Here is an 11,586-nt window from a genome sequence, read left to right on the forward strand (position 1 = left end):
CGGGGCGTTGGGTTTCAGGATAAGCGGCTTCAGCCCAGCACGGCCTGCTTGATGGCCTCAATGCCCAGGCGCTCCACGAACCGTGCGGCCCGCTCACGCTTCTTGGCGTTGGCGGCGTAGTAGCCGATGAGCTTTTCGGACAGGTCGATGACCTGCTCCTTGGTCAAATCCTCAGCCACCACGTCGCCGATGCGCGGCCGGGCTCCGGGATGGCCGCCGAAAATGACGGTCCAGCCGGACTTTTTGCCCAGCACGCCCAGGTCGCGCACGAAGCTCTCCGAGCAGCAAAACGGACAGCCCGACACCGACAGCTTGAACTTGCCCGGCAGATCGCGGCCGACAAAGAGCTTTTCCATCTCCAAGCCCAGCCCCAGGCTGTCCTGGACGCCGAACTTGCACACGCTCGTTCCCGGACAGGCCTGGACGAAATGCACGCACAGCTCCAGGGCCTGGCCCACGTCCGTGCCCAGATCCTTCCAGATGGCGTCCACGTCCTCGGCCTTGACCCCAACCAGGGCCAGCCGCTGGCCGGAAGTGATCTTGACGATGGGGACGGCGTATTTCTTGACGACGAGGTTGAGGGCTTCGAGCACCTCGGGAGAGATCAGCCCCACCGGCGTGCGGGGGACGATGGCGTAGGTCTGCTGGTCACGCTGCAAAATGGCCCCGGTGGGGGCGTCGTTGGCGCTCATGGCGGCTCCTTTACGGTATGGTCTGAAGGGGAGTGGGATATATGGGCCTGCGCAAGCTGCGATGGGTGGCCGGTCCGTGGTCCGAGGGCGGCCCGGGACAGCGGCCGCCAAGGGATGACCTTAAACACGGATCGCGGCCTGTTGTCACCCTCAAAAAAACCGCCAGGGATGCCGGGTGGTTTGTCTTGACGGGTTTGGCGGCCACCGGAGGGCGGAGGGCGGTCAATGCGCGAGGAAACAAAGCCTGGCGACGCATTTTGCCCGGTGGCCGACCTTGAGTCCGAGGCCTGCCTGGGCTACACACCCTGGACTACACCCCGCCGGGAGGCTGTCTTGGGCAAGCTCAACGTTGAAAAATTGTCCCCAAATCCGGAATTCGACCTGTTCTTGTATCTGCGTGTCTGCGGCGCGCCCAAGGTCGAACAACACGTCATTGATCTGTGCCAATCCCAGTGGGAAGCCTTCAAGGAACACCTCAAGGGCTACCGTTTCGCCCCGGCCGGTTCCAAGCGCGGCGTGGTGCTCTATTTCCTCGAACCCGCCGCCGAGGGCCTGGTGGAGGAAGCCTGGGGCCGCTCGCCCACCGAGGGCTTCGCCATCCACAACCTGGCCGTCTCCATGGTCATGGCCGCCGCCGGCGAACAGGTACCGGAAATCGAGGCCGGCGCTTGCGCGCCCCTGCCTACCCCGGACCGCGACCTCAAACGGCGCATGGAACGCCTGGGCCTGGTCTGGAACGAGGTCGGCAACGTCAGTGTGCAATACGCCGTCATGACCCACGATCCGTATCTTGGCGGCTGCGCCGTCTGCCATCTGCGCGCGTCCTGCCCCAAAAGCGACGTGCCCAAGGGCGCGTAAGGGCGATCAAACGGGCAGCGCCCGCAGCCAGCGGAACGCCTCCGTCGGCTGCGGGCGCTGCCCGTTTCTGACTGTGTGACTGCCAGATCACCAGATGTCGCGGACCTTGACGCCTCGCTTGGCCATGTGGTCCTTGCAGTCCTTGATGGTGTATTCGTCGTAGTGGACGATGGAGGCGATGAGCGCGGCCGAGGCCTTGCCTGTGGTGACGGCGTCGGCCATGTGGTCGGGATTGCCCGCGCCGCCGGAAGCGATGACCGGAATGGTGACGGCTTCGGCGATCATACGCGTGAGCGTGAGTTCATAGCCGGTCTTGGCCCCGTCGGCGTCAATGGAGTTGCAGCAGATTTCGCCGGCCCCCAGGGCTTCGACGGTTTTGGCCCACTCCAGGGCGTCCAGGCCCATGGCCTTGCGGCCGCCGTGGATGACGATCTCATAGCCCGAGGGGATATGTTCGGACACGCCGACATGCTTGACGTCCATGCCGACCACCACGCATTGGGAGCCAAAGGCGGCCGCGCCCTGACTGATGATGTCGGGGTTTTTGACGGCGGCGGAATTGACCGAGATTTTTTCCGCCCCGGCCAGCAGCACCGCCCGCATGTCCTCGACGGTGGAGATGCCGCCGCCCACGGAAAACGGGATAAAGATTTCCCGGGCCACCCGGTCCACCACGTCGAGCATGATGCCCCGGCCTTCGCTGGAGGCGGTGATGTCGTAGAAAACGAGTTCATCGGCCCCGGCCTCGTAGTAGAGGCGGGCGGTCTCGACGGGATCGCCGATGTCCACGTTGCCTTGGAACTTGATGCCCTTGGTGAGCTTGCCGTCGCGGACGTCGAGGCAGGGAATGACGCGTTTGGAGAGCATGGGTTTAAGCCTCCTGGCAGTAGGCGGCGAAGTTGCGCAAAAGCGCCAGCCCCGGGCGACCGCTTTTTTCCGGGTGGAACTGCACGGCCCAAAGGCCACGGCGTCCGTGGACGGAACAGAAATCCAGGCCGTACCGGGTGAGGCCGAGGACGTATTCCGGGGCCGGCACGGGGTAGTAGCTGTGGACGAAGTAGAACTCCGAGGCCGGGTCGATGCCGTCGAAGAGTTCGCAGCTCTTGGCCAGGGCGACCTTGTTCCAGCCCATGTGGGGGATGCGGATGGGCTGGTCGTCCTCGTCGGTAAGGGCTTGGTTGAACATGGCGCACTGGCCGGGAATGATGCCAAGGGCCTTGGTGTCGTTTTCCGGGCTGTAGTCGAGGATGATCTGGCAACCGAGGCAGATGCCCAGCAGCGGCTTTGCGGCGGCGACCTGCTCTGCTAGAAGGGCGTCCAGGCCGGTTGCGGTCAAATGGCGCATGGCCTGGCCGGCCGCGCCCACGCCTGGGAAGATGAGTCCCGAGGCGTCGGCGATGACGGCCGGATCGGCGGTGATGCGGCAGGGAATGCCGAGATGGTCCAGGGCGCGCCGCACGCTGGTCTGGTTTCCGGCCTCGTAGTCCAGGATGGCAAGCATGGGGTTCTCCTTCGCCGGGAAGGTCGTCCCGAAAAGGCGGCTTGGCCCGGGCGGGACGCGGCATTGCGGCGGCCAAGGCCGCCGGGGTTTCGCAGAAGGCGGTTGTGAACATTTTAGGCATTTTTGGCAAGGGAGGCGGGCATGATCATCGTCACGGGCGGGGCCGGATTTTTGGGCAGCGCGCTGGTGTGGGGGCTCAACGCCGCCGGGCACGACGACATTTTGGTGGTGGACAACCTGGGGCACGGCGACAAATGGAAAAATCTCGTCAATCGCCGCTTTGCCGACTATCTGCACAAGGACGCCTTTTTGGAGGCCATCACGGGCGCCAGGGATCCGTTTCAGGCCACGGCCGTGGTCCATCTCGGGGCTTGCTCTTCCACCACCGAGACCGACGCCGAATATCTCATGGGCAACAACACGGCCTATGCCAAGGCCGTGGCCCGCTATGCCCTGGAAGCCGGGGCGCGGTTGATCGTGGCCTCCTCGGCGGCCACCTATGGCGACGGCAGCCTTGGTTTCGACGACGACCCCGACGGCCTGGACACGCTTAAGCCGCTGAACATGTACGGTTATTCCAAGCACCTGTTTGACTTGTGGGCGCGACGCGAAGGGTTGCTGGGGCAATTGGCCAGCCTCAAATTTTTCAACGTCTACGGCCCCAACGAATATCACAAGGCCGACATGCGCTCCGTGGTCTGCAAGGCCTACGCCCAGATCGGCAAAACCGGCCGGCTGTCGCTTTTTAAGTCCAGCCGGCCGGATTATCCCGACGGCGGCCAGAAGCGGGATTTTCTGTACGTCAAGGACGCCGTGGCCGTGATGTTGTGGCTTCTGGAGCATCCCGAAGTGGGCGGGGTCTACAATGTGGGCAGCGGCGCGGCCCGGACCTGGAACGATCTGGCGGCTGCGGTTTTTTCGGCCATGGAAAAGGCCCTGGCCGTGGACTACATCCCCATGCCCGAGGCCATACGCGGCAAGTACCAGTATTTCACCGAGGCCAAAATGGATCGGCTGCACGCCGCCGGCTGCGCCAACCCTTTCATGACCCTGGAAGAGGGCGTGGCCGACTACGTGAAGGGCTACCTGTCCCAGCCTGACCGCTATCTGTAGCCGCCCACGCGGGAAGCGGCCTGGCGGATGCATCGCATCCGCCAGGCCGCTTCCCATATGGGGGGGCCGGGGCCTCAGGCCCCCGGCCGCCGGAGGCATCTTCCTCTTTGTCTTCCCTTAATCGTACTTCACCGCGCTGATTTCCATCAGCTTATCCAGCCGGATGCGGGTTTCGATGCGGCGCATGGTGCCGGTTTTGCCGCGCATGACCAGGGAGTGGGTGACGGCGTGGGTGCCGGTGAAGGCCACGCCTTCGAGGAACGCGCCGCCGGAGATGCCGGTGGCGGCGAAATAGGTGTCGTCGCTGCGCACCAGGGTTTCCTCGGTGAAGACCTGTTTGCAGTCGATGCCGGCTTCGGCCAGGGCGGCCGCCTCGGTTTCGGACTGGGGGTCGAGGCGGGCCAGCATCCGGCCGCCCAGGGCCCGGATGGCGCAGGCCGAGAGCACGCCTTCGGGGGTGCCGCCGGTGCCGCACATGACGTCCACCACGTTGTCCGGGTCCACGGCCATGAGCGAACCGGCCACGTCGCCGTCGGTGTGGAGCTGGATGCGGGCGCCGGCCGTGCGGATTTCCTGGATGAGCCCTTTGTGCCGCGGCTTGTCCAGGACGAAGACCACCAGATCATCCATGTCCTTGCCCAGGGCCTTGGCGATTTTCTTGAGATTCTCCCCGATGGGCGCGTCGAGTTCCACGGCTTCCTTGGCCTGGGGCGGAACCACGAGCTTTTGCATGTAGTAGCTGGGGCCGGGATTGAACATGGAGCCGCGCGGGGCGATGCCGACCACGGAGATGGCGTTGGGGCGGCCGTAGGCCAGCAGATTGGTGCCTTCCACCGGGTCCACGGCCACGTCCACGGCATGGCCCTGGCCGCTGCCCACGCGCTCGCCGTTATACAGCATGGGGGCTTCGTCTTTTTCGCCTTCGCCGATGATGATGACGCCGTCGATGGGCAGGGTGTTAAACGACAGGCGCATGGCGTCCACGGCGGCCTGGTCGCCGGCGTTCTTGTCGCCGCGCCCCAGCCAGCGCGAGGAACTTAAGGCAGCCGCTTCGGTCACCCGTACGAGGTCAAGGCCCAGGTTTCTGTCCGGCGCTTCCATGGCAAGGCTCCTTTTGTGCGGGCGGGAGAGGATGGGAAGGCCCGGCGCGCCGTCCCGTCGGCCATGCCGGGCGTTATTCCAAAAGGCCCCGCGCGCTTGCGCGCGCGGGGCCGGCAAAACCATGATCGTAAGCCGAACCGAGGTATCCCGGCCAAGAGTGCTATCGACGTTCCCAGGCGGCCTTGACGCTGGCGGCCAGGGCCGTGGGCGTGAATCCGTAGGCTTCGGCCAGTTTTTCGGCCGGGGCGGACGCGCCAAAGCGCGAGATGCCGTGGATGCGGTCCATGCGGCCGGTGTACTGGCACCACAGCTCGGGCCGGCCGGCTTCCACGGCGAAGCGGAAGGGGATGGCCGAGGGCAGCACGCTTTCCTTGTAGGCCTCGGGCTGCTCGTTGAAGATTTCCATGCAGGGGATGCTGACGATGCGGATGGCCAGCTCCGGCAGGAGCTTGGCCGCAGCCATGGCCAGGGAGACTTCCGAGCCGGCGGCCATAAGGATCAGGTCCGGCTTGCCGCTCTCGGGCTCGACCAGGACGTAGCCGCCCTTGGCCGTTCCTTCCTGGAGTCCGGGATAGTGGGCCGGGTCCAGGACGGGCAGGTTCTGGCGGGTCAGCAGCAGGCTGGTGGGACGGTTGACCCGGGTCAGCGCCACTTCCAGACAGGCGCAGGTCTCGTAGGCGTCGGCCGGGCGCATGACGAGCATGTTGGGAATAAGGCGCAGGGAGCTGGTCTGCTCGATGGGCTCGTGGGTGGGGCCGTCCTCGCCGACGTAAAAGGAATCGTGGGTGAACACGTGCAGGGCCGGGATGCGCTGGAGCGCGGCCATGCGCAGGGCGTTTCGCTCGTAGTCGGAGAAGATAAGGAAGGTCGCGCCAAAGGCCATGAGCCCGCCGTGGAGCGTGATGCCGTTGACGATGGCTCCCATGGGGAACTCGCGCACGCCGAAGCACAGGGTGCGGCCGAGTGTGTTTTCCGGGCTGAAAACGCCAGTGGCCTTGCGGAACTTCTCGGTCTGGTTGGACGGATCGAGGTCGGCCGAACCGCCGACCAGGAGCGGGAAGTCCGGGGTGATGGCGTCGAGCGCCTTGCCCCAGGCCGAACGGGTGGCCACGGCCTTGGCCGGGTCGAAGGTCGGCCAGTTGAAGGTCCGGTTGCCCGGAGCGCGCTTGGCCTGCCGCCAGAGGTCCTCGAAGCCGGCATCGGCGGCCAGCTTGGCTTCCAGGGTCGTGTTCCAGGCCTTGCGGGCGGCGGCCAGTTCGGGCCAGCGGGCGCGGAAATGTTCGCCCACCTCGGCCGGCAGATAGAATTTCTGGTCCTCGGGCAGGCCGAGGTTTTTCTTGGTGGCCTTGATCTCGTCTTCGCTAAAGGGCGCGCCGTGGGAGCCGCAGTCGCCTTCCATGGTGGCCGAGCCCTTGGCGATGGTGGTCAGGCCGATGATCATGGACGGCCGGGAGGTTTCGGCCTTGGCCGCCTCGATGGCCGCCCGGATGGCGGCGTGATCGTGGCCGTCGATCTCGACGACATGCCAGCCCATGCTCGCAAAGAGCTTGGCGTAATCCACGTGGTCGCAGATGGCCACCGGTCCCGAGAGTTGGACCTGATTCTTGTCGAAAAGGACGATGAGCCGTCCCAGTCCCCACAGGCCGGCCAAGGCGGCCGACCCCTGGAACACCGGAGTCTGGACGTCGCCGTCGGAGGAAAGAACGTAGGTGTAATGCCCGGCGATGTCCTCGCCCAGACGCTCGCGCAGCATGGCCTCAGCCACGGCCATGCCCACGGACATGGAAAAGCCCTGCCCCAGCGGCCCGGTGGTGCATTCGACGCCCGGGGTCTCGTAGTTCTCGGGATGACCCGGGGTCTTGCTGCCAAATTGCCGGAAATGCTGCAGGTCTTCCATGGTGAGCAGCCCGCGCAGATGGAGCAGGGCGTAGAGCAGCATGGACTCGTGGCCGGCCGAGAGCACGAACCGGTCGCGGTCGAACCAGGTCGGATCGGCCGGGTCGTAACGCAGATAGTCCTTGAACAGCACGTACGCCATGTCCGCGGAAGACATGGCTCCGCCCGGGTGGCCGGAAGCGGCCTTGCGGGTGGCGTCCATGATGAGGCCTTTGATGACGTTGACGGCCTGGGCGTCGCTGGCGGATGCGGTGGTCATGGAGGGTTCCTCGACAGGGCGGTTTGGAGGTTGTCTACTGCCCGCGGGCGGGTCGGCAGGATTCGATCAGGTCCACGCGGCGCTGGTGGCGGCCGCCTTCGAAGGCGGTGTCCATAAACGCATCGACGATGGAGGCGGCCAGGCCTTGGCCGATAACGCGTTCGCCCAGGCACAGCACATTGGCGTCGTTGTGCAGGCGGGTCATGCGGGCCAGGTATTCGTTGACGCAAAGGGCGGCCCGGATGCCGGGGATGCGGTTGGCGGCCATGGACATGCCGATGCCGGTGCCGCAGATGAGGATGCCGCACGCTTCCGGGGTCTCCAGAACCTTGGCGCACACGGCCTTGGCGAAATCGGGGTAGTCCACGCTTTTGGCCTCGGACGGGCCGAGGTCGACCACGGTATGGCCAGCGGCGGTGAGATGGGCCGCGACAACGGTTTTGAGTTCCAGGCCGGCATGGTCGGAGCCGAGGAAAACGGTCTTGGGCATGGGCGTACTCCGCGTGGCGCGGTTTAAAGTTCCGGCAAAAGCCCGCCGTCGCCGGCGGCGTCCAGGGGCCGCACGGCCACGTTGGGCGGGACGGGCAGTTCCAGATCGGCGGCCGGGTAGGGGGCCGGTCGGGGGGCAAGGGTCTTGACGCGAAGGGTGAGCGTCGCCCCTCCGGGGGTGGTTAGGACAAGGCGTCTGGCCACGGGCGCGCCATAGCCCGGGGTCGCCTCGTCGTCCTCGAAATCGATGCGCCAAGGCTCCACGCCCCGGCCGGTCAGATGTCGCGGTTTGCCTTGGAAGTCAAGGGTGAGGCAGGACAGGCGCGGGTCGCCCGTATAGGCGTATTCGTAGCCGCCCTGAACCTTCTTGGCCGAGGCATAGCGGGACGAGGCCAGCTCGCCCAGGCGTCCCGAAACGATGGTCGCCAGTTCGCGCAGGGTAAAGGGCAGGGGCATGCCGAGCTTGGCCGCGCCGGCCCGGGTGTCGGCATGGGTGAAAAGGGTGTCGCGGCCTGGCACCAAGGCGGTGAATTCGCCGCCGGCCTCGCGCAGATGGGCGTAGGCCCCACCCATGGGCGTGGTCAGGTCCAGGCGCACCGGCGCGGCGTAGTTGCCGTAGAAGCGGTAGTTGAGCCGGCCGCTCTTGCCGCTCCGGGCAAAGCTCAAGGAGCCGGACAGGGAAAAGGCCTTGGCCGGCTCGTTTTTGGCCTGGGCGTCCAGGAAGGTCTGGTAGACGGCCTTGGCCTCGTCGGCCGGACCGGGAACGCCGGGTTTGGCCGGGGCGCAACCGCCGAGGGCGGCCACGGCCAGGGCGGCGAAAAGCAGCAGGCGGACGGGCAGGGCGCTGCGGCGCATTTACAGGGCCTCCAGCTTTTTTTTCACGGCGGCCGGCGTCTCGGAGCCGAGTTCCAGGGCGCTGCGGTAGGCCTTGCGAGCCTCTTCGGGCCGGCCGGCGGCCACGGCGATGTCGCCGTAGTGCTCCCAGATGATGGCGTCCTTGACCTTGTGGGCGATGGCCTTTTCTATGGCGACAAAGGCCGCGTCGGTCCTTTTGAGCTTGTACAGCGTCCAGGCCAGGGAATCGAGGAAAAAAGGATTGTCCGGCTCTTTTTCCAGGGCCTTTTCGATCATGGCCAGGGCCCGTTCCAGATCGCGGCCTTCCTCGGCCAGGGAATAGCCGAGATAGTTGAGGGCATCCGGGTGGCTGGCGTCCTTGGCCACGATGCGTTCCATGACGGCCTTGGCCTCGTCGCGACGCTTGAGCTTTTCCAGGCCCACGCCGTAGCGGTAGAGGATATCCAGGTCGTCAGGCCAGGTCTTGACGGCTTCTTCCAGGGTCTTGACCGCTCCGGCGACATCGCCGGCCTTGTCCTTGACGGCGGCTTCCAGGGCGACAAACTCGCGCCGGTCCGGGAAGCGCTCCCGGGCCTCGCGCACCACGGCGGCGGCGGCGGCCATGTTGCCGGTCTCGGACGCGATCTGGACGCGAAAGCTCAAGCTTTTGTCGTAATTCGGATTGTCCGCCGGTACCTTGGCCAAAATAGCCAGGGCCGCCTTGGGGTTTTTTTCGCCCTCATAGGTGAGCACGGCGTCGTAAAAGGGCAAATCGGGGCTGGCCGGGTCGGCGGCGCGCAGCATCTCGTAAACCTGCCGGGCCTGTTTAGGCTGGCCGGCCTCGACCAGGGCGGACATGGCGTCGAGGTACTGCGATTTGCCGGTAGGGCCTTCCTTGAGCAGGGCCAGCGCCTTGGCCGGATTTTTCTGGCGGATGGCCAGGCGCACGAGCTTGGCCCGCACCTCGGGCGATTCCTCGCCAAGGGACAGCATCCGCTGGTAGGCGTCCTGGGCACCTTTGAAATCGCCTTCGGCTTCGAGCAGGGCGGCCAGTTCGGCCCAGGCCGGCATGAGGCCGGCGTCGGCGGCCACGGCGGCCCGGTAATGGCGCATGGCCTCCTTGGCCCGCCCGGAGCCGGCGGCGGCCTTGGCCATCAGATAGTGTACCGTGGCGTCGCGCTCGGCTTCGGGAATGCGGCCCAGCAGTTCTCCGGCTTCCTTGTTGCGGCCGGCGTCGATCTCCAGCGAGGCCAGTTCCTGGACGGCGGCATAGTCCTTGGGCTGGCTGGCCAGGAAGGCTTCAAGAACCGTGATGGCCTGGTCGTTGAGTCGGCGCATCTGGTAGGCGTTGGCCAGATAAAAATTGACCTGCCGGCTGCCGGGAAAGGCGAGCCGGGCCTGTTCCAGGGTTTCGGTGGCCTTTTCCCGCTCGTTTTGTCCCCAGTAGAGGTTGGCCAGCTCCACGGAAAGATCGGGCGAGGGGTGGGCGGCGGCCAGCCCGGCCAGGGTCTGGGCGGCGTCCTCCTTGCGGCCCTGGCGCAAAAGATCCTGGTAGACCAGAAACTGGTAATTCACCTCGGCCGACGGGGACAGACCGCGCGCCGCGTAGGCGTTGCGGGCCAGCCGGCTGGAGGCGCAGGAGTTGGACAACAGACACGGCAAAAGCGCCAGGACCAGCAGGACTGGCAGGCGCGCCGGGAACAGGCGGTTTCGTGCTTCGGGCATGACCGGCATCCGTTGCGCCGGCCGGCCCAGCCGCCCGGGAAGGGGCGTCTGGGCCGGCTTGGCGGCGCTATTCGTCCTTGTGAATCCAGTCCGAGGAAAAATCCTCGATGCGTTTGGACAGATGATCCTTGAGCTTTTCCAGGAGCCGGGATTCGATCTGGCGCACCCGTTCCCGGGTGATGCCGTATTTCGCGCCGATTTCCCGCAGGGTCACGGGAGAGTCGGACAGGATGCGGTTATCGAGCAGCTCAATCTCTTTCTCGTTGAGTTTGGGCCGGATGGACTGGATGTGCTTGTCGAGCTGCTGCGAGATTTCGTCGCCGGCCAGGATCTCCTCGATGCCGGGCGTCAGCGCCGGCAGGAAATCCAGCCGCGTGGACGTGGTGTCGTCGCCAAGGGACACGTCCAGGGACAGATCGTTGCCGCTTAAGCGCTGATCCATCTCCACGATGTCGGATTCCGTGACGTTTAAGGCCTGGGAGAGTTGGGCGGCGCTGGGGTCGAAGCCGAGGCTTTGCAGACGCTGGCGCTCCTTGTTCAAATTATAGAACAGTTTGCGCTGGGCCTGGGTGGTCCCGATCTTGACCATGCGCCAGTTGTCCATGATGTACTTGAGAATGTAGGCCTTGATCCAGTAGGCGGCATAATAAGAGAACTTGATGCCCTTGTCCGGGTCGAACTTGGTCACGGCCCGCATGAGGCCGACGTTGCCTTCCTGGATGAGGTCGAGCACGTTTTGCATCCAGCGGCGTTGGAAGTCCATGGCGATCTTGACCACCAGGCGCAGATGGGACGAAATGAGGCGAAAGGCCGCCTTTTGATCATTGGCATCGCGTACCCGCCGGGCCAGTTCCTGCTCCTCTTCAGGCTTGAGCATGGGAAACTTGCCGATTTCGCGCAGATAGAGCTGGAGCGGATCACGGGTCGAGAGCGACCCTTCGGAGCGGGGGCGCGGCGCGGGCAACGTGAAGGTATCGGCGGCGTCTATTTCGAGGTCGGGGTCGAGGGTTGGTTCGTGGGCGTCGTCGTCGTCGGCGGCGTCGAGCACCTCGGGCTCGACCGGGTCGAGTTCCGTGTCATCAGGGGAAATTTCTTGATCGTCGTGGATTTCCATCGGA

11 protein-coding genes are annotated in these 11,586 nt (G+C 65.5%); 2 read left to right on the plus strand and 9 right to left on the minus strand.

Annotated elements, in window-relative coordinates; all coding sequences use genetic code 11:
• Nucleotides 1-29: 29 nt before the first annotated feature.
• The gene (locus tag C3Y92_RS10280) at nt 30-692 is read right to left on the minus strand and encodes a nitrite/sulfite reductase domain-containing protein (protein WP_129352242.1); all 663 of its coding nucleotides are present in this window, start codon (nt 690-692) and stop codon (nt 30-32) included.
• Nucleotides 693-917: 225 nt separating this feature from the next.
• Here C3Y92_RS10280 and C3Y92_RS10285 point away from each other — a divergent pair, with 225 nt between their 5' ends.
• Entirely contained in the window at nt 918-1,550 is a 633-nt protein-coding gene (locus tag C3Y92_RS10285) for a hypothetical protein (RefSeq protein ID WP_235669451.1), read from the plus strand.
• An 87-nt stretch (nt 1,551-1,637) separates the two neighbouring features.
• On the opposite strand, the gene hisF is transcribed toward C3Y92_RS10285, so the two are convergent.
• Entirely contained in the window at nt 1,638-2,417 is a 780-nt protein-coding gene (gene hisF, locus C3Y92_RS10290) for an imidazole glycerol phosphate synthase subunit HisF (protein WP_129352244.1), read from the minus strand.
• Nucleotides 2,418-2,421: 4 nt separating this feature from the next.
• Nucleotides 2,422-3,051 carry an imidazole glycerol phosphate synthase subunit HisH gene (hisH, locus tag C3Y92_RS10295; protein WP_129352246.1) on the minus strand — a complete coding sequence of 210 codons (630 nt, stop codon included), beginning with the start codon at nt 3,049-3,051 and terminating at the stop codon, nt 2,422-2,424.
• Between the two features lie 141 nt (nt 3,052-3,192).
• On the opposite strand from hisH, the gene rfaD reads away from it, so the two are divergent.
• On the plus strand, nt 3,193-4,164 hold the full coding sequence (rfaD, locus tag C3Y92_RS10300) for an ADP-glyceromanno-heptose 6-epimerase (protein WP_129352248.1): 972 nt from the start codon (nt 3,193-3,195) through the stop codon (nt 4,162-4,164).
• Nucleotides 4,165-4,281: 117 nt separating this feature from the next.
• Here the strand turns inward: rfaD and glpX are convergent, their stop codons facing one another.
• The 6 genes from glpX to C3Y92_RS10330 all read right to left on the minus strand — a co-directional run bounded on the left by glpX (nt 4,282) and on the right by C3Y92_RS10330 (nt 11,582).
• The gene (glpX, locus tag C3Y92_RS10305) at nt 4,282-5,265 is read right to left on the minus strand and encodes a class II fructose-bisphosphatase (RefSeq protein ID WP_129352250.1); all 984 of its coding nucleotides are present in this window, start codon (nt 5,263-5,265) and stop codon (nt 4,282-4,284) included.
• 160 nt (nt 5,266-5,425) lie between these two features.
• Nucleotides 5,426-7,420 (minus strand): transketolase, encoded by a 1,995-nt coding sequence (gene tkt, locus C3Y92_RS10310; protein ID WP_129352252.1) that lies wholly within the window; start codon nt 7,418-7,420, stop codon nt 5,426-5,428.
• A 34-nt stretch (nt 7,421-7,454) separates the two neighbouring features.
• Nucleotides 7,455-7,910, minus strand: coding sequence for a ribose 5-phosphate isomerase B (gene rpiB, locus C3Y92_RS10315; RefSeq protein WP_129352254.1), 456 nt, complete (start codon nt 7,908-7,910; stop codon nt 7,455-7,457).
• Nucleotides 7,911-7,933: 23 nt separating this feature from the next.
• Nucleotides 7,934-8,764 carry a lipoprotein insertase outer membrane protein LolB gene (locus C3Y92_RS10320; protein ID WP_129352256.1) on the minus strand — a complete coding sequence of 277 codons (831 nt, stop codon included), beginning with the start codon at nt 8,762-8,764 and terminating at the stop codon, nt 7,934-7,936.
• Nucleotides 8,765-10,468, minus strand: coding sequence for a tetratricopeptide repeat protein (locus tag C3Y92_RS10325; RefSeq protein ID WP_129352258.1), 1,704 nt, complete (start codon nt 10,466-10,468; stop codon nt 8,765-8,767).
• A 67-nt stretch (nt 10,469-10,535) separates the two neighbouring features.
• Complete coding sequence (locus tag C3Y92_RS10330) at nt 10,536-11,582, minus strand: sigma-70 family RNA polymerase sigma factor (RefSeq protein WP_129352260.1); 1,047 nt, start codon at nt 11,580-11,582, stop codon at nt 10,536-10,538.
• Nucleotides 11,583-11,586 lie beyond the last annotated feature (4 nt).

Source organism: Solidesulfovibrio carbinolicus (assembly GCF_004135975.1).
Taxonomy (GTDB): domain Bacteria; phylum Desulfobacterota; class Desulfovibrionia; order Desulfovibrionales; family Desulfovibrionaceae; genus Solidesulfovibrio; species Solidesulfovibrio carbinolicus.

Bases quoted from the DNA above. Each gene is read 5' to 3' on its own strand.
- C3Y92_RS10280 (WP_129352242.1), bottom strand. From the start codon at position 692: ATGAGCGCCAACGACGCCCCCACCGGGGCCATTTTGCAGCGTGACCAG.
- C3Y92_RS10285 (WP_235669451.1), top strand. From the start codon at position 918: ATGCGCGAGGAAACAAAGCCTGGCGACGCATTTTGCCCGGTGGCCGAC.
- hisF (WP_129352244.1), bottom strand. From the start codon at position 2,417: ATGCTCTCCAAACGCGTCATTCCCTGCCTCGACGTCCGCGACGGCAAG.
- hisH (WP_129352246.1), bottom strand. From the start codon at position 3,051: ATGCTTGCCATCCTGGACTACGAGGCCGGAAACCAGACCAGCGTGCGG.
- rfaD (WP_129352248.1), top strand. From the start codon at position 3,193: ATGATCATCGTCACGGGCGGGGCCGGATTTTTGGGCAGCGCGCTGGTG.
- glpX (WP_129352250.1), bottom strand. From the start codon at position 5,265: ATGGAAGCGCCGGACAGAAACCTGGGCCTTGACCTCGTACGGGTGACC.
- tkt (WP_129352252.1), bottom strand. From the start codon at position 7,420: ATGACCACCGCATCCGCCAGCGACGCCCAGGCCGTCAACGTCATCAAA.
- rpiB (WP_129352254.1), bottom strand. From the start codon at position 7,910: ATGCCCAAGACCGTTTTCCTCGGCTCCGACCATGCCGGCCTGGAACTC.
- C3Y92_RS10320 (WP_129352256.1), bottom strand. From the start codon at position 8,764: ATGCGCCGCAGCGCCCTGCCCGTCCGCCTGCTGCTTTTCGCCGCCCTG.
- C3Y92_RS10325 (WP_129352258.1), bottom strand. From the start codon at position 10,468: ATGCCCGAAGCACGAAACCGCCTGTTCCCGGCGCGCCTGCCAGTCCTG.
- C3Y92_RS10330 (WP_129352260.1), bottom strand. From the start codon at position 11,582: ATGGAAATCCACGACGATCAAGAAATTTCCCCTGATGACACGGAACTC.